This is a genomic window from Streptomyces sp. NPDC096046, assembly GCF_040303285.1.
Taxonomy (GTDB): domain Bacteria; phylum Actinomycetota; class Actinomycetes; order Streptomycetales; family Streptomycetaceae; genus Streptomyces.
In genome coordinates this window covers 149,160-165,043 of record NZ_JBEOSZ010000007.1, presented here as the reverse complement: position 1 = coordinate 165,043, position 15,884 = coordinate 149,160, and the positions used below count along the sequence as shown (strand labels likewise).

At 70.9% G+C, this 15,884-nt stretch carries 15 protein-coding genes; 3 read left to right on the top strand and 12 right to left on the bottom strand.

Annotated features, from left to right (window positions below; genetic code table 11):
• Positions 1–22 precede the first annotated feature (22 nt).
• The 6 genes from ABTX62_RS09120 to ABTX62_RS09095 all read right to left on the bottom strand — a co-directional run bounded on the left by ABTX62_RS09120 (position 23) and on the right by ABTX62_RS09095 (position 5,280).
• The gene (locus ABTX62_RS09120) at positions 23–1,312 is read right to left on the bottom strand and encodes an ice-binding family protein (RefSeq protein WP_352115545.1); all 1,290 of its coding nucleotides are present in this window, start codon (positions 1,310–1,312) and stop codon (positions 23–25) included.
• 135 nt (positions 1,313–1,447) lie between these two features.
• Positions 1,448–1,804, bottom strand: coding sequence for a hypothetical protein (locus ABTX62_RS09115; protein WP_352115544.1), 357 nt, complete (start codon positions 1,802–1,804; stop codon positions 1,448–1,450).
• A 226-nt stretch (positions 1,805–2,030) separates the two neighbouring features.
• Positions 2,031–2,246: a hypothetical protein gene (locus ABTX62_RS09110; RefSeq protein WP_352115543.1), complete on the bottom strand. Its 216-nt coding sequence runs from the start codon at positions 2,244–2,246 to the stop codon at positions 2,031–2,033.
• 96 nt (positions 2,247–2,342) lie between these two features.
• Positions 2,343–3,452, bottom strand: a complete 1,110-nt coding sequence (locus ABTX62_RS09105; RefSeq protein WP_352115542.1) for a DegT/DnrJ/EryC1/StrS family aminotransferase — start codon at positions 3,450–3,452, stop codon at positions 2,343–2,345.
• The gene (locus tag ABTX62_RS09100) at positions 3,449–4,177 is read right to left on the bottom strand and encodes a class I SAM-dependent methyltransferase (RefSeq protein WP_283967975.1); all 729 of its coding nucleotides are present in this window, start codon (positions 4,175–4,177) and stop codon (positions 3,449–3,451) included. The genes ABTX62_RS09105 and ABTX62_RS09100 overlap by 4 nt, the downstream gene beginning before the upstream one ends.
• Before the next feature lie 323 nt (positions 4,178–4,500).
• A complete protein-coding gene (locus ABTX62_RS09095; protein ID WP_283967976.1) occupies positions 4,501–5,280 on the bottom strand; it encodes a cyclase family protein in 780 nt (259 codons plus the stop codon).
• A gap of 148 nt (positions 5,281–5,428) precedes the next feature.
• On the opposite strand from ABTX62_RS09095, the gene ABTX62_RS09090 reads away from it, so the two are divergent.
• A complete protein-coding gene (locus ABTX62_RS09090; protein WP_352115541.1) occupies positions 5,429–5,854 on the top strand; it encodes a nuclear transport factor 2 family protein in 426 nt (141 codons plus the stop codon).
• 55 nt (positions 5,855–5,909) lie between these two features.
• Complete coding sequence (locus ABTX62_RS09085; RefSeq protein ID WP_352115609.1) at positions 5,910–6,641, top strand: SDR family NAD(P)-dependent oxidoreductase; 732 nt, start codon at positions 5,910–5,912, stop codon at positions 6,639–6,641.
• Between the two features lie 87 nt (positions 6,642–6,728).
• On the opposite strand, the gene ABTX62_RS09080 is transcribed toward ABTX62_RS09085, so the two are convergent.
• From ABTX62_RS09080 to ABTX62_RS09060, 5 genes are read right to left on the bottom strand one after another with little or no spacing between them, the layout of a single operon-like run.
• Positions 6,729–8,087, bottom strand: coding sequence for a nuclear transport factor 2 family protein (locus ABTX62_RS09080; RefSeq protein ID WP_352115540.1), 1,359 nt, complete (start codon positions 8,085–8,087; stop codon positions 6,729–6,731).
• Positions 8,088–8,095: 8 nt separating this feature from the next.
• Positions 8,096–8,881 carry an SDR family NAD(P)-dependent oxidoreductase gene (locus tag ABTX62_RS09075; protein WP_352115539.1) on the bottom strand — a complete coding sequence of 262 codons (786 nt, stop codon included), beginning with the start codon at positions 8,879–8,881 and terminating at the stop codon, positions 8,096–8,098.
• Between the two features lie 7 nt (positions 8,882–8,888).
• Positions 8,889–10,190, bottom strand: a complete 1,302-nt coding sequence (gene rfbH, locus ABTX62_RS09070; RefSeq protein ID WP_352115538.1) for a lipopolysaccharide biosynthesis protein RfbH — start codon at positions 10,188–10,190, stop codon at positions 8,889–8,891.
• 11 nt (positions 10,191–10,201) lie between these two features.
• Positions 10,202–11,521 carry an activator-dependent family glycosyltransferase gene (locus ABTX62_RS09065; protein WP_352115537.1) on the bottom strand — a complete coding sequence of 440 codons (1,320 nt, stop codon included), beginning with the start codon at positions 11,519–11,521 and terminating at the stop codon, positions 10,202–10,204.
• Positions 11,518–12,657, bottom strand: coding sequence for a cytochrome P450 family protein (locus ABTX62_RS09060; RefSeq protein WP_352115536.1), 1,140 nt, complete (start codon positions 12,655–12,657; stop codon positions 11,518–11,520). Before ABTX62_RS09060 ends, ABTX62_RS09065 begins: the two co-directional genes overlap by 4 nt.
• Before the next feature lie 195 nt (positions 12,658–12,852).
• Between ABTX62_RS09060 and ABTX62_RS09055 the strand changes: the two genes are divergently transcribed.
• A complete protein-coding gene (locus ABTX62_RS09055) occupies positions 12,853–13,860 on the top strand; it encodes a Gfo/Idh/MocA family protein (protein WP_502997926.1) in 1,008 nt (335 codons plus the stop codon).
• A 412-nt stretch (positions 13,861–14,272) separates the two neighbouring features.
• On the opposite strand, the gene rdmE is transcribed toward ABTX62_RS09055, so the two are convergent.
• On the bottom strand, positions 14,273–15,868 hold the full coding sequence (rdmE, locus tag ABTX62_RS09050) for an aklavinone 12-hydroxylase RdmE (protein WP_352115534.1): 1,596 nt from the start codon (positions 15,866–15,868) through the stop codon (positions 14,273–14,275).
• Between the last annotated feature and the right edge of the window lie 16 nt (positions 15,869–15,884).

Sequence of the window (15,884 nt, the reverse complement as noted above, 5' to 3'; positions counted from 1 at the left end):
CCTGTGCGCGCCCGACTCCTTGTCAGTCATGGCCGGGTTTCCCCGGCTTGCCGCCGTGACCGGCCTTTCCGGGCTTGTCTCCGTAACCGGGCTTACCCGGCTTACCCGGCTGCATGTGGCAGCCACAGGGGTGTCCGCCGGTGGCGGCGTCACCCGTGGCGGCGTCACCCGTGGCGGCGTCACCCGTGGCGGCGTCACCCGTGGCGGCGTCACCCGTGGCGGCATCGCCCGTGGCGGCATCGCCCGTGGCGGCATCGCCCGTGGCGGCATCGCCCGTGGCGGCATCGCCCGTGGCAGCGTCACCCGTGGCAGCGTCACCCGTGGCAGCGTCACCGGTCGTAGCGTCGCCGGTGGCGGCATCACCCGTCGCAGCATCGCCGGTGGCGGCATCACCCGTCGTAGCGTCACCGGTGGCGGCATCACCCGTCGCAGCATCGCCGGTGGCGGCATCACCCGTCGCAGCATCGCCGGTGGCGGCATCACCCGTCGTAGCGTCACCGGTGGCGGCATCACCCGTCGTAGCGTCACCGGTGGCGGCATCACCCGTCGCAGCATCGCCGGTGGTCGTGGTGGCGGTGTCACACTCCGGCCTGGTGATCACGTTGTTGTCCAGAGTCACGGCCCCGTTGCGGGCCAGTACCCGGCCCTCGACGGTTGCCCCACTGTTGACAGTGATCGAGGTGAGCGCCATGAGGGTGCCCACAAAGTGGGATCCCGATCCGAGCGTGGCCGATTCGTCGGTCACCCAGAACACGTTGCACGCCTGGGCGCCGTTCTGAAGGACGATGTTGCTCCCGGACGCCGTCGTCAGCCCCGCCGGAACCTTGAACACCCAGACGGCATCGGGGTTGCCCCCGGCATCAAGGGTCCAGGTACCGTTGACCAGCAGGCCGGACTCGACGGCATAGGTGCCCGGAATCAGTGTGGGATTCACGGGCGCCGCGGAAAGGTTGAATTCCGTGGGCTGGCCGAAAGCGTCGTCATACGCCGTACCAAGGGAGGCCTGCGCTCCTGCCGCCGCCGCGCCCGCGTAGATCGTCCCGTCGACAACCATCCCCGGCGGGAATCCGGTGATGGCCGTCCCCGGAGACACACCGACGTCTCCGGTGACCACAGAAGGTCCTGTGTTGGTGACCGTGGAACCGGCCAGTACCGCGTAGCTTTCCGCATCGCCCAGATCCACGAATGTCGCTGCATTTGCTCGCGTAGGCGTCACGGCCACAACGGCGGCGGCGACCAGCAGAGCGAGTACCCCGGCGATCCAGACCATCAATGTGCGCCGTTGTGGCGCATCGGGGATGTTGAGTGTCATCGAGTTTCCAACTCCTGTGGGGGCTTCCGGCGTTCCGCGTCGAACAGAATCACCTCTTCTGTCGGCGGCATATTACGCAGGCGCCTGACACCGGTGACGATTCACTCGGGCGGTGTCGCCGGAATCAACCAATATTCATCCAGCAATACGATGAATATTGGGCCGAATGACTGCCTCCGTCCGTGCGGTAATCCCATCACGGCGTCGGAGCCGCCCTGGATAGCCCCGTTCACCCGGCTGAACCCACGTCAGTTGCCTGGTCGACCAGGCGTGGACCGCCACGGAGCCAGACCCGAAGCGCATCGAGTTCGAAGAGGGACGCTGGCTCGACCCTGCCCGAGGGGCAGACCACCGTACGACGGCGTTCTTGAAGCCCTGGTCGACGAGGGCCTTCTGCACGGTGCCGGTGTCGGTGGCGACCTTGTCCAGCAGCACGACGCCGACGGCGTTCTCGTGCGCAGACGCGGCCGCCACGACTACCGCGATCACCAACCCCAGGACGTCAACGGCCAGGCCGCGCTTGCGGCCCGGTACTTCTCTGCCGCATCGCGCCCCGTCGACTCAGCGGGACTCCCGCCGCCGCGTGCAGGCTCCGGGTGTCGAGCACCACCAGGCTCGGGTCCGCCTTCCGACGCGCCATTTCCCGCACCCGCCGGCGCAGCAGGTCGTGAATGGTCTGGTCGACGCCGTCGTCACGCCCCGGTGTGGAAGTAGTACTTCACCGCGCCGGGTCGCGGAAAGCCGTGCGGGAGCAGCGCCCACCGGCAACCGGTCCGGCCTGGTAGAGCAGTGCGTTGCCGATCTCCCGCCTCGCGTACCGACCCTGATGGCCGCTGACCGAGGGATGCGCGGCCTTCCACGCGGCGAGCGCAGGCTCGACCAGCGCCCACTGCTCGTCGCTCACGTCGGTCTTGCAGGGCTTGCGCTCGCTCACGGTGCCCAGCCCAACATGCCCATGGCCACCGACCGGTCGGGATGCCGCACCGCCACACGTTCAGGTGACGACCCCATGCACTCTCGTTCCGCCCTCTCAGAGTCCGGCGATCACCTCACGGAGCGCCTCGATCACCTTCTCCTGGACGTGCTGCGGCAGCGAGGGATACATCGGCAGGGAGAAGATCTCCTTCGCCAGCCGCTCGGTCACCGGCAGATCGCCCGCACGGTAGCCGAGGTGCGAAAAGCCGCTCATCGTGTGCACCGGCCAGGGGTAACTGATGTTCAGCTCGATGTCGTACGCCTTGAGCCGCTCGATGATGCGGTCCCGCTCGGGGTGGCGCACCACGTGGACGTAGTGGACGTGATCGTTTCCCACCGCGTTCGCGGGGAGGACCAGGCCGGTGTCCCCCAGCCCCTCCGCATAGCGTCGCGCCACGCGCCGCCGGCCCTCGATGTAGGCGTCGAGACGCCGTAGTTTGCGGCGGAGGATCTCGGCCTGGACCTCGTCGAGGCGACTGTTGTGTCCGGGGGTCTGGACAACGTAGTACCTGTCCTCCATGCCGTAGTAGCGCAGCCGTCGCAGATGCGCGTCCGTGCCGGCGTCCCGGGTGACCACGGCGCCGCCGTCGCCGTACGCCCCGAGCACCTTCGTCGGGTAGAAGGAGAAGGCCGCGGCGTCTCCCATGGTCCCGGCCAGCCGGCCGTGGTGCCGGGCGCCGTGGGCCTGGGCGCAGTCCTCCAGGACCTTCAGTCCGTGGCGCTCGGCGAAGGCGGTCACCGCGGCCATGTCGACGCACTGCCCGTACAGGTGCACCGGCACGATGGCCGTGGTGCGCTCGGTGAGCGCGTCGGCGAGCAGGTCGGTGCGCATGAGGTAGTCCTCCTCGCGCACGTCGACGAAGACCGGCCGGGCCCCGACGGCGTCGATGGCCAGGACGGTCGGGGCCGCCGTGTTCGACACGGTGATCACCTCGTCACCCGGTTTCACCCCGAGCGCCTGCAGGCCGAGGACGATGGCGTTGGTGCCGTTGTCCACACCCACGCAGTGCCTCTGCCCGTGGTAGGCGGCGAACTCCTGCTCGAAGCGGGAGACGCTCTCTCCGAGGACGAGCTGACCGGACTGGAACACCGTGTCGACGGCGTCGAGGAGTTCCTCGCGCTCCTCGGCGTACTCCCGCAGATAGTCCCAGACGTATGTGGTCATCGTCCGGACACCTCCCGCTCCTTGACTCCGACGAAGAGGCCGCGGCCCGTCGGCGGACCCGGCTGGTACGTGACGGAGCAACCGGCGTCCGTGAACGCCTGCTCGTACTCCTCGCGCGTGAAGAGGGTCAGAACGTCGATCTCGGTGAAGGTCCTGATGCCCGACGGTTCCCCGACGAGGAAGCGCACCTCCATGCGGGTGGCGCGCCCCTGGAGGGTGGAGTGGGAGATCCGGGCCACGGTCCGGTCGCCCTCGCGAGCCAGGTCCCCGGCCACGAACCCTTCCTCGAACTGTTCGGGGAACCACCACGGTTCGATGATCAGCGCGCCTCCCGGGTCGAGATGGCGGGCCATCGAGGCCACGGCGGAACGCATCTCCTCGACGCTGCCCAGGTAGCCGATGGCGCAGAACATGCAGGTGACGACGGAGTACCGGCGGCCGAGGTCGAAGTCGCGCATGTCGCCCTCGTGGATGGTCAGGCCGGGCCACCGCTTCAGCGCCAGGTCACGCATCGGCGCGGCGATCTCCAGGCCCTCCGCCGTGGCGAAGAGCTTGCTGAACGGGCCGAGATGGGCGGCGGTGCCGCACGCCACGTCGAGCAGTGTGTCGGCGCCCGGGGCGTGCCGGCGTGCCACGGCCGCGATGTCCTCGGCCTCCGCCGCCCAGTCCTTGCCCCGGCTGCGGTACACCGTCTCGTAGACCTCGGCGAGGTCCGTGCTGTACATGGTTTCTCCTCGGGTCGGCTGCTGTCTTGGGCGCCAGGCGGCGGTGGGCCGTGCTGGTCCTGGGAGGGGTGGCGAACGACACCCCCTAAGGCCCTTCTGATGGATCTGCGTGGGAGAAGGAGCGGCGTTCGGTGCGTGCTCTGGGGGTCCCCCTGCTCGAAGAGCTTGGGGGAGTGCCGCGCGGAAGCCCCCGTAGCGGAGCTACCTGGGCTTTCGCGCGGTGCGGCGGTGGGGGCCCGTTCGAGCGAAGCCGAGAGCGGGGGAGCGTGCCGGGCGTCGCGACGCCGCGCAGATCCATCAGGCGGAGATCCATCAGAAGGGCCTTAGTCGTCGACGAGGGCGACCGCTCGCGCCCAGCCGGCCCCGGCACCGGCCACCTTCACCGGGAAGCAGGCCACCTGGAAGCCGTACGGTGCGGGCAGTTCCTCCAGTCCCGCGAGCCGCTCGATCTGGCAGTACTCCCGGTGACGTCCGGCGAAGTGAGCCGGCCAGAGCACGGCGGGATCCCCGGTCCGCCGGTATTCGGCGATGATCGTGGCGAACGGCGCGTCCAGACTGAACGCGTCGGTGCCGACCACGCGGATGCCGGCGTCGAGCAGGAAGGCGATGGCGCTCGCGTCGAGTCCGACGAAGTCGGTGAAGTACCGGCTGGTGCCCGACCATGCGGCGGCGCCGGTGTGCAGGATGACGATGTCGGACGGGGCGAGTGTGTACCCGATCCGGTCCAGTTCCTTGCGCAGGTCGGCCGCGTCGACCACGCCCGCCTCACGGCCCCGGACGTCCAGGACCACTCCGGGGGCGAGGAACCACTCCAGCGGCATCGCGTCGATGTGCCGGGGCACACCAGTGCCGTACGTCGTCCGTGAGCCGTAGTGCGAGGGCGCGTCGACGTGCGTGCCGGTGTGGGTGGTCAGACTCAGCCGGTCCAGCGAGAGGAACTCGCCGTCGGGCAGGTCGTCGGGGTCGAATTCGATACCGAAGTGCTGCCGCATCTCGTCGCGCATGTGCAGCGCGCCCTCACGCGGGGACATCACCTCATGGACAACCGGGTCCGGTTCGAACGAGCCGGAGTCCACCGGCGAGGACAGGTCAATGATGCGCACGGTCACCTCCTGGACGACCCGGCCAGCCTGGCCGCAGCCGCTCGGAAGGCATTGGAATCCCGCTCGACGACCGCCGCCGTCTCGAGCGGGACTCGACAGGGGTGCGTCAGGGTCGGGCAGGGAGGATCGTCGTCACGGGAGGCCGTTCATGGACAACGCGAACAGCGCACACAGCACGGACATCCAGCAGTTCTACGCCCGCCACATGCAGCTGCTCGACCGTGGTGAGGCCGAGGCGTGGGCCGGCACGTTCACGTCCGACGCCACCTTCGCCGCCCCGTCGATGACCGAGCCCGTCCGGGGCCGGGACAACATCGCCGCCGGCGCGCGGGCGGCGACCGAGGGACGGGCCGCGGCCGGGGAGGTGCACCGTCACTGGGTGACGATGACGACCGCCCGCGGCACCGCCGACGGCTTCGAGACCGTGTCGTACGTGCAGATACTGGCGACCCCGCGCGGTGGCGCCCCGCGGGTGCACCTGTCCTGCGTGATGCGCGACCGGCTGGCCCGGCAGAGCGGTGAACTGCTCGTGGCGGAGCGGCGCATCACACGGGACGACCGGCCGGGCGACTGACCTCGACCGAGCTTCGAGCCGTCGTCAGTAGCGTCCCGGCATGACTCCTAGGACTGTGATCATCACTGGTGGCGGCACCGGAATCGGCCGTGCGACGGCCCGCCGTTTCGCCGGGCAGGGCGACCGAGTCCTGGTCGTGGGCCGCACCGCCGCCGCCCTCGACGAGACCGCCGACGGCCACGACGGAATCCGCACCCTGGTGGCGGACATCACCGAACCGGCAGCCGGTGAGGTGGTGGTGGAGACCGCACTGCGGGCGTTCGGACGTGTCGACGTGCTGGTCAACAACGCCGGGACCGGCACGTTCGCGCCGCTCGCCAAGCTCGACCGGGCCGCGACCGAGCAGCAGGTCGCCATCAACCTGATCGCGCCGGCCTTCGTGGCACAGGCCGCGCTGGACGCCTTGGAGGCGACCGGCGGCACCATCGTCAACATCAGCTCCGCCGGGTCGCTGGGCATTCAGGCATTCCCCGACAACTCGGTCTACTGGGCCACGAAGGCGGCGCTCAACCACTTCACGCGCACCTGGGCCGTGGAGCTCGCGCCGCGCGGTATCCGCGTGGTGTCGGTGGCCCCGGGCGTGACCGACACCGGCATCGGGGAGCGGATCGGCATGTCGGCCGAGGAGTACCAGGGTTTCCTCCGTCAGCTCTCCGAGCGGATCCCCCTCGGGCGGGTGGCCACGCCCGAGGACGTGGCGTGGTGGGTCACGGCTCTGGCCGACGCCGGCGGCCGTTACATGACCGGCGCGGTCGTCCCGGTCGACGGCGGCCTCTCCCTCACCTGACCCCCCCGGAAGAGGGGTTCACGCACGCCTGCGGGCCGCACCGGAGAACGGTGCGGCCCGCAGGCGTGCGTGCGGTCGAGTGAACGCTCAGACGCCGTCGTGCTCGACCCTGCGGTGGCGGACCAGCCAGCCGGCCCCGTGCGGCACCAGTTCGTCCTCGCACACCGCGCTCAGGTGCAGTCTGGTCTGCCCCCCTGCCGGGGTCACCAGGACCTGGGCGTAGCAGCGGGTGCTCAGGGAGCCGTCGGGTCCGGGCACCACGGTGAGCATGGAGAACACGTGCCGCCGCTGCTCCGGGGTGTCCGCCGTGCGTTCCAGGTTCCGGCGTACGGCCGTGGCGACGGCCTCCCGCCCGCGCAGCGGCTCGGGGACCGTGTTCTGCGCGAAGACGCCGTCCTCGGTGAACGTCCCCGCCCACTCGTCGGCCTGCCGCTCGTCGAGGAGCCGCATCTGCCGCGCGTAGAACTGCTGCACGGCGACGTACGTCTCGGCGGAGACCGGCTCGGCGGTGTGCAGCCGCTTCGCGTGCTCCGCGGCGCATCGCAACGTGGTGAGACTGTTGCGCCCGAGTGCCTCCCGGATCATGGTGCGGGCGGCGGCCACGTCGGCCTGCGGGCCGAGGACGGTGGTCACGGCGTCCGGCTCGATCCGCACGGTGTGCCGGGAGGTGACCGTGCAGCCCCGCCCGTCCTCCTGGAAGATCCATTCGCCGGTGTGCGCGGCCATCAGCGCCGGCGTCCGGATCTGCTTGTACACGATCCGCTCGGCGGGGAAACAGACACGCACCGAACGGGTGGTGTGGGTCTCGCCGTCGGCGGTGAGCGTGTCCATCTCGAGAATCTGCTCGTTCGGGGTGTCCTCGGTGAGGACGACCCGGGCGACGTGCGGCAGCCGCTCCCTCCAGCGGTCGGCGGCGCGGATGAACTCATAGGCGTCCTTCGCCGAGCCTTCCACATGCACGCTGTCGTCGAACGTGAAGGTGAGGCCCGGGGCCGCGTCCTCGACGCCCCTGCGCAACGCCTCGAGTTCGGCGCCGCTGTTGGTGTCGATCGCCCGGCGGATCCACTCGACGTGCTCCGGGGCGTCGTCGACGGCGGTGAACGCGTGTGTGAACCGCACCCGGGTGTGGTCCGCGCCGAGCGGCTCCAGCCGCCACTCGCCGCTCATGCTCCGCACCGGCTCCCGGGACACTTCCTGACGAAACGTCACTCGCAGTCCCGCACGGTCCAGTTCGCGGCTCGAGGTCCAGCTCTTGACCTCGCCGTTGGCCGTCGCCCAGATCCTCAGCCGCTCCTTCCGGTCGTCGCCCTCCAGTCGCTCGACATGGACACTGGGCGGGAAGTGCACCGGCCAGCGCGAGGCTTCGGCGACGAGGTCGAACACCGCTTCGGCAGGCGCTCGCACGTCGATCTCGTGAACGGTGTGGTGCACGGTCTCGTCCGGCATGGCTCTCCTCAGTAGTTGCCCAGCCCGCCGCAGACGTTGATCGCCTGCGCGGTGATGGATGCGGCCGTGTCGGTCACCAGGTAGCCGACCAGGCCCGCCACTTCGTCGGTCGTGCTGTAGCGGCCGAGGGGGATCTTGGCCTGGAACCGGTCGAGCACCTCCTCCTCCGTGGTCTCCCAGGCGGCGGCGTAGCCCTGCCGGACCCGCTCCGCCATGGGGGTCTCCACATAGCCGGGGCACACCGCGTTGACCGTGATGCCGGTCTTGGCCAGCTCCAGGCCCAGGGCCTTGGTGAAGCCGACGACCCCGTGCTTGGAGGCGGAGTAGGGGGCGCCGAGCACCACGCCCTGCTTGCCTCCGGTGGAGGCGATGTTCACGATCCGCCCCCAGCTCCCCTCCCGCATGCGGCCGGTGGTCAGCACGGTGCGGGTGACGCGGAAGACGCTGTCCAGGTTGGTGGCCATCACGTCGTCCCACAGTTCGTCGGTGATCGTGTGGGTCGGGCCGCCACCGCTGCGGCCGGCGTTGTTGACGAGCACCTCGACGGGCCCGTAGCGCTCCACGGCGGCGGCGACCAGGGTCCCGATCTGCGCCACGTCGCGTACGTCGCAGGCGGCGCCGTCCACGTCGTGGCCCTCCGCGCGCAGCTCCTTGACGGTGAGCGCGACCCGGTCGGCGTCCCGGGCGCAGAGGAACACACGGTGGCCGGCGGCGGCCAGCGACCGTGCGACGGAGAGGCCGATCCCGCTGGTGGCGCCGGTGACGACGGCGACCCGGCTGGCTTGTGCGGACATGGTCTGATCAGCCCCTTCGCGTGCAGAACTCGGTGATGGACTCGACGACGTAGTCGAGCATTTCGCTGGTGAGCCCCGGATAGACGCCGATCCAGAAGGTGTCCTCCGTGACGGTGTCGCAGTTGGTCAGCTCGTCCACGACCCGGTAGCGCACGTCCTGGTAGGCGGGGTGGCGGGTGATGTTCCCGCCGAACAGCCGGCGGGTGCCGATCTTCCGGCCTTCCAGGAAGTCGACCAGGTCCCTGCGGGTGAAGCCCGCGCCGGGCAGCACGGTCAGGGCGAAGCCGAACCAGCTCGGGTCGCTGCCCGGCGTGGCCCGCGGCAGCAGCAGTCCGGGCACGCCGGCCAGTCCGTCGTGCAGCCGCCGCCAGTTGCGCCGCCGGGCCGCGCCGAAGTCGTCCACCTTCTGCAACTGGCTGAGCGCCAGGGCTCCCTGGAGGTCGGTGGCCTTCAGGTTGTAGCCGACGTGGGAGAAGATGTACTTGTGGTCGTAGCCGGCCGGGAGGGTGCCGAGCTGGTAGTCGAACCGCTTCAGGCAGGTGTTGTCGGTGCCCGGTTCGCACCAGCAGTCCCGGCCCCAGTCGCGCATCGACTCCACGATCCGGGCCAGTTCGAGGCTCGACGTGAGAACGCAGCCGCCCTCGCCCGCGGTGATGTGGTGGGCGGGGTAGAAGCTCACCGTCGACAGGTCGCCGAAGGTACCGGTGAGCCTGCCCCCGTAGGTGGAGCCGACGGCGTCGCAGTTGTCCTCGATGAAGAACAGGTCGTGGCGGGAGGCCAGTTCCGCCACCTCGGCGACCGGGAACGGGTTGCCGAGAGCGTGCGCGATCATGATGAGCCTGGTGCGCGGGGAGATCGCTGCCTCGATCTGGGCCAGCGAGGCGTTGTAGGTGCCCAGTTCCACGTCGACGAAGACCGGTGTCAGACCGTTCTGTACGAGCGGGTTGATCGTCGTGGGGAAACCGGCGCCCACCGTGATGGCCTCGTCGCCGGGGCGCAGCCGCAGGTCCTTCAGCTTCGGCGAGGTGAGCGCGCTGACCGCCAGCAGGTTGGCCGACGATCCCGAGTTCACCATGTGCGCCTTGCGCAGCCGGAAGTAGCGGGCGAAGTCGCTCTCGAACTTCCGGGTGCGCGCACCGGCGGCGATCCGCATCTCCAGCGCCGCCTCGACCAGAGCGTGCCGGTCCTCCTCGTCGAGGACCGCACCCGAGGACAGGATCGGCGTGATCCCCGGTTCGAAGACGCGCGTTCCCTGTTCCTTGTGGTACTTGCGCGCCAGTTCCAGCACCAGCGCCTTGGTGTCCGTCACCTCTGAACCCCTCACCCTCGGTCGTGGACTGAGCCGTTCGTGCCGTACGCCGCCCGTCCGGCAGGGGGATCGCCGCGGTGTTCGGCGACCAGCCGCTCCAGCACCGGGACGACCTCGTTGGGGCTGGGCACGGCGAGCAGTTCCTCTTGGAGCCGCCGGGCCCCGTGGGCGAACGACGGCTCGGTGATCAGTCGCTGGACCTGTTTGCGCAGCACATCCGGAAGCAGGTCGGCGCTCGGCACGCACAGGCCGGCGCCGATGTCCTCCAGGCCACGGCCCATGACCTCGGTGTCCCAGCCGAAGGCCAGGATCAGCTGGGGCACGGCGTGCAGTTCGGCCGTCGCCTTCGTGCCGACGCCCCCGTGGTGCACGACCGCGTCACACGTGGGCAGCAGGTCGTTGAGCGGGACGAAGTCCACCAGGCGTACGTTGTCCGGCAGGTGCTTCGCCGCCTCACGGGTCGCCTCGTCGACGGTGGCCACGATCTCCGCGTCCAGTTCCGCGAGATGGGCCAGGAGTCCGGCCAGGTCGACGCCGACGTCCGAGGCCGAGGAACCGAGTGTCACGCAGATCCGGCTTCGCCCGGGATCGGCCCGCAGCCAGTCCGGCACCACCGCGGGGCCGTTGTACGGCACGTGCCGCACCTGGACGGTCGGCAGTTCCAGGTCGAGCTGGGTGCTGGGCGGCGTGGTGTTGACCGTCCACTGGCCGGTGACCATGTCCTCGTCGAACCCGGCGCCGGATCCCAGCCGCAGCAGCGTGCGTTCCAGCCACTCCGCCGTGGGGTCCTCGCGGTGCTCCGGCTCCTGCTCGGCGGCCAGCCGCAGGAACTCCTTGCGGGCCCGCACGCTGATGTCGGGGCCGGAGACCAGCCGGCAGTGTGCCGCGCCGGTCACGCGCGCCGCGATGGCCCCGGCGAGGGTGAAGGTCTCCCAGACGACGAGGTCGGGCTGCCAGGAGCGGGCGAAGTCCACCAGGGCGTCGACCATGGTGTCGTTGTTGAGCGCGCCGTAGAGCGTGGGCACCATGACGCTTTCCAGGCCCAGCAACTGCTCGTAGGTCCACGGGTGTTCGCCCCGGGCGGCGTAGTCGAAGCCCTGGACGTGCGCCGAGGCCTCGTCGTGGAGCTTGCCGAGCAGCCCCAGGTCCTCCAGCGCACCGAGCGACCACTCGACGGGCACGGCGGTCAGTCCCGTGCCCGTGATGACGTCGGTCAGCTCGGGCTGGCTGGCGATCCGCACCTCGTGGCCCGCGGTACGCAGCGCCCACGCCAGCGGCACGAGTGGGTAGTAGTGGGTGTGGTGGGCCAGTGAGGTGAACAGAACCCTCATCGCGTCTCCTCCTCGCCGAGTCGGACCGGCAGCCTGACCAGGCGCCGGGTCAGGGGCGCCCTGCGCGCACGCACCGGCGAGCCGTCCGGCCGCAGCAGCGGGAACCGCGCGGCCAGCGCCGCCAGCGCCTGCTCGGCCTGCGCCCGTGCGGCCGGGAGCACGGTGGCGCAGGCGGCCACGGGCAGCGGGGCCGGATCGCCGCCGCTTTCGGTGATCACGGCGGTGACGGGGTCACCGGTCTCGATACGGTTACCGGCCACCTCGGCCGGGGCGAGGGCCACCAAGGGGTGCGCCCGCCACAGCGGCCGGTCGCGCAGGGCCTCCACGACCACCCGGGCCGCGTGCGCGGGATCGGAGCGCAGCAGTTCCCACTCGCGCGGCCGGTCGAGGAGCGTCTGGAGGGCGTTGCCGAGCAGGTCCGCCGCGGCCCGCGCGCCGGCCACGGCGAGCACCAGGCCGGCCTCCGCCCGGTCGCCCCCGGCGAAGAGCGCCCGCAGTCCCCGGACACCCTCCGCCAGGCGCCGCGTCACCTCCAGCGTCTGTGGACAGAGCAGCGCGTCCACGGCCGGGGTCACCGCGGCGATGTCGGCGGCGAAAGCCGCGTGCCGCTCTTCGGGGACGTCCAGGAGTGCGGCGTACACCGCCGCGGTCAGTGGCTGGACGAAGTCCGCCACCAGGTCGGCCCGGCCCGGTTCGAGCCGGGCAGCGGCCTGTCCGGCCCGTTCCCGTAGCGTCCCGGTGTGCCCGCGCACGGCCCTCGTCCCGCCCCGCAGTGCCAGGTCCCTGGCGAGCTCCGTCGTGTGCTGGCGCGCCGGGTCGGGCAGCCAGGCCTCCGCCTGCGGCACGGCGGCGGACACCGCCAGGTCCGGGCAGCCGGACAGCTGCCGGAGCGCCGCCGGGCCGGTGACGACCCAGGTGTCGAGCCGGCTGCGCCACACCGGCCCTCGCTCCGCGATCGACGCGAGCACTTGGCCCGCGTCGTCCGTGCCGCCTTCGCCTGTCTCGAATCCCCGCACCAGCCGCGCGTACGGGTCGCCCTCCCCCGGCACGAACGGCTCGCCGTTGATCGCGTAGAGCCACTGTGCCGCGTGGACGAGTTGCAGTTCGCGTCCCAGGGCATGCGTCGCCGCCGTCACCCCGCCACCTCCGTCATCCGATTCCCTCGGCAAGGTACGGGGCCGTATTAGAAGAACACTCGAACTGCCCTTTTCCGCATCCACCGTTCCTCAAGCGGTGCTTGATCCGCCGCCCGTACGGTGGGCAACCCACTGGACTCCCGCAAGGTGATGAGGACCCCTATGCCAGAGCACCGTCAGCAACGGGCGCTCCGAATGGGCGTGATCGGTACGGCGAACATCGCGATGCGCCGGATCATGCCCGTTCTCGCCGCGCATGACCACGTCGACCTCGTCGCGGTGGCCAGTCGTGACAAGGCCAGGGCCGAACGCGTGGCAGCCGCATTCGGCTGCGGTGGTGTGGGGGATTACGCGGAACTCGTCGAGCGGGACGACCTGGACGCCGTCTATATTCCACTGCCGCCCGGCATGCATCACGAGTGGGCGCTGCGGGCTTTGCGGTCGGGAAAGCACGTGCTCGTCGAGAAACCGATGTCGGACGCGTACGAGAAAACGCTCGAGCTGATGTCGACCGCGTCGGAACTCGGGCTCGTGCTCGCTGAGAACTTCATGTTCCTGCACCATTCCCAACACGCCGCGGTGCGCGCAATGCTCGGCGAGGCCGTCGGAGAACTGCGGCAGTTCTCGGGATCGTTCGCCGTGCCGCCGCTGGCGCCGGAGTCGTTCCGGTACCAGCCGGCGCTGGGCGGCGGCGCGTTGCTCGACGTCGGGGTGTATCCGCTGCGGGCGGCCCAGCTGTACCTGACGGGAGAGCTCGACGTGCTCGGCGCCTGTCTGCGCGTGGACGAGGCGACCGGCGTGGATGTGGCGGGCAGTGTGCTGCTGAGCGACGACCGGGGGGTGACGGCCCAGCTGGACTTCGGCTTCGAGCACTCCTACCGCTCGACCTACGCGCTGTGGGGCAACCGGGGCCGGGTGAGCGTCCGGCGTGCCTTCACGCCGCCGGAGCAGCTGAAGCCGGTGGTCAGGATCGAACAGCAGGACGTGGTGACGGAGCGCTCGCTGCCCGAGGACAACCAGGTCTTCAACGCGATGGACGCCTTCGTCCGCGCGGCTCTCTCGGGCGGCGGCCCCCTCACCGACACGTCGGCGATCCGCCGCCAAGCCCTCCTGGTCGACCGCGTCCGCCGGGCGGCCGCACTCATCGGTGACCCGAAGTCCCGTGCGCACGACGTCCTGTCGCAGGAGCTGGACCTGGCCTGACGCACGGCGGGCGCCCGCTCGGTCCGACGGCTGGGCATGACGCCGGAGGGCCCCGCGGGCGCCACCGGCGTGAGCCGCCGGGGCCGAGGCGCTCACCCGCTGTGGGGATTCCGCCGGCGGGGACGCGGCCGTCACGGCTGCCGGCGGCAGGTCCGCCGCACCCGGCCGCTCCACGATCTGCCGGCCGTGCCTGATGCCGTGAGCTCTGATCTCCACCGCCGGCCCGTGGCCGCCTCCGGCACCCTGTGGGCCTCGCACCAGCGCCCTCTGCCGTACGCCCCGCCCGCGAACGTCCGCCGTACCCGCTCCCGATCCACCTGCGCCGGTTCCGGAACCCCGGCAGGCCGGCGCACCCCGCCGAACACTCCGGCGGGGTGCGGGGTCGGGGCCCCTGCCGCGTGCCGACTCGGTGTCAGCGAGCCAGGACCTTGCGCAGAACACCGCCGAGGGTGTTCGCCGCGTCGGCCGCCGGTTCGTCGGTGCGCCAGGCGACGATGCCGTCGGGGCGGACCAGACTCGCGCCGGCCTTGCCGATGCCGTAACGGTGGGCCACCGCGTCCTCCGGGTCCGTGAGGCCGGCGCCGATCCGGTACGCCCGGACGGGTACGCCCAGTTCCGTCGCGACCGTCTCCGCCGCCGCGACCCAGTCGGACCCCAGCTCACCGGCCAGCAGGGTCCAGCCGTCGCCGAACAGGTCGACCGTGGAGATCCGCTCGCCGTGCCGGGACACCATGACGTGCGGTCCGCGGAAGCCCGGGCGACCGCTCGGGTCCAGCGGGTTCTCCACCCGCGCCGGGTCGACGTCCGTGGCCAGAACCGCCGAGGAGCGGTAGCGGAAGCCGAGCAGCGTCTCGGCGTACCCCACCGACTTGTCCCACACATCCGCCATGTGCGGCGCCATCCGCTGCGCGTAGATCGCCAGCGCCTCGGCCACGACCAGCTCCGCGGCGACCTTGCGCTCGTCCTCGTAGGTGTCGAGGAGCCCCGGCCCGGCCTGCCCGTGCAGCACCGCCGCCAGCTTCCAGGCGAGGTCGAACCCGTCGGCGACGGCCGCGTTGCCGCTCATGCCCCCGGTGGGCGGGGTGACCTTCGCCGCGTCCCCGGCCAGGAACACCCGCCCCTCGCGCCAGCGTTCGGCGATGCGGGCCGCCATCTCCCAGCCCTGGATGTCGACGAGCTCGGGCCGCACCTCGGGGGCGTCCAGCGCGAGGCCGATGAGTTCGATGCAACGCTGTGGTGTGAAGTCCTCGGGACTCTCGCCCTCGTCGGGGTCGTACTCGACGAAGAGGGTGTGCCGATCGGGCCGGTCCGTGGGCCCGAAGGTGCCGGTGAACTGGGGATGGTGCAGGTAGTACCAGCCGGTCGTGCCCGGCTCCATGATGCCGGAGAGGTCCGCGTCGAAGATGATGCCGACCATGTGGGTCAGCGTGCCGTGCCCGAACCGCTCGATGCCCAGCGACTCCCGCACCAGGCTGCGGTTGCCGTCGGCACCCACGAGATACCCGGCGCGCAGGTCGTACTCGCCCTCGGGCCCCTCCAGCCGGGCCGTGACACCGTCCTCGTCCTGGTGGAACGACATCAGCCGGGTGCCGAAGCGGATGGCGCCACCGTGGCGCTGCGCCTGTGCGAGCAGGATCGGCTCCAGCTTGTCCTGGGACAGCATCGCCCAGCCGGCCGGCGTGCACGGATCGGTCGCGGCCACCATGTCGTCGAAGCTCTCCGACACGGTCCGCAGAATCTCCCCCCGCACGCTCTGCGCGAGCCGGATGACGAAGTCGCCCTGGGCTCCGCGGATGTCGTCGGCCCGGGTCACCTCGTCCGCGACGCCCCCGATGCGCAACAGCTCCATGGTCCGCGGGTTCTGCCCGGCGGCCCGCGGATAGGGGGAGAGGCCTGACCTGCGCTCCACCACCAGCACCCGGACACCTTGCCGGGCGAGGAACATCGCCGTCGACAGGCCACCGAGACCCGCACCCACCACCAGAACGTCGACCTCGTGGTCGTTCATGTCGTTCCTCTCTCGT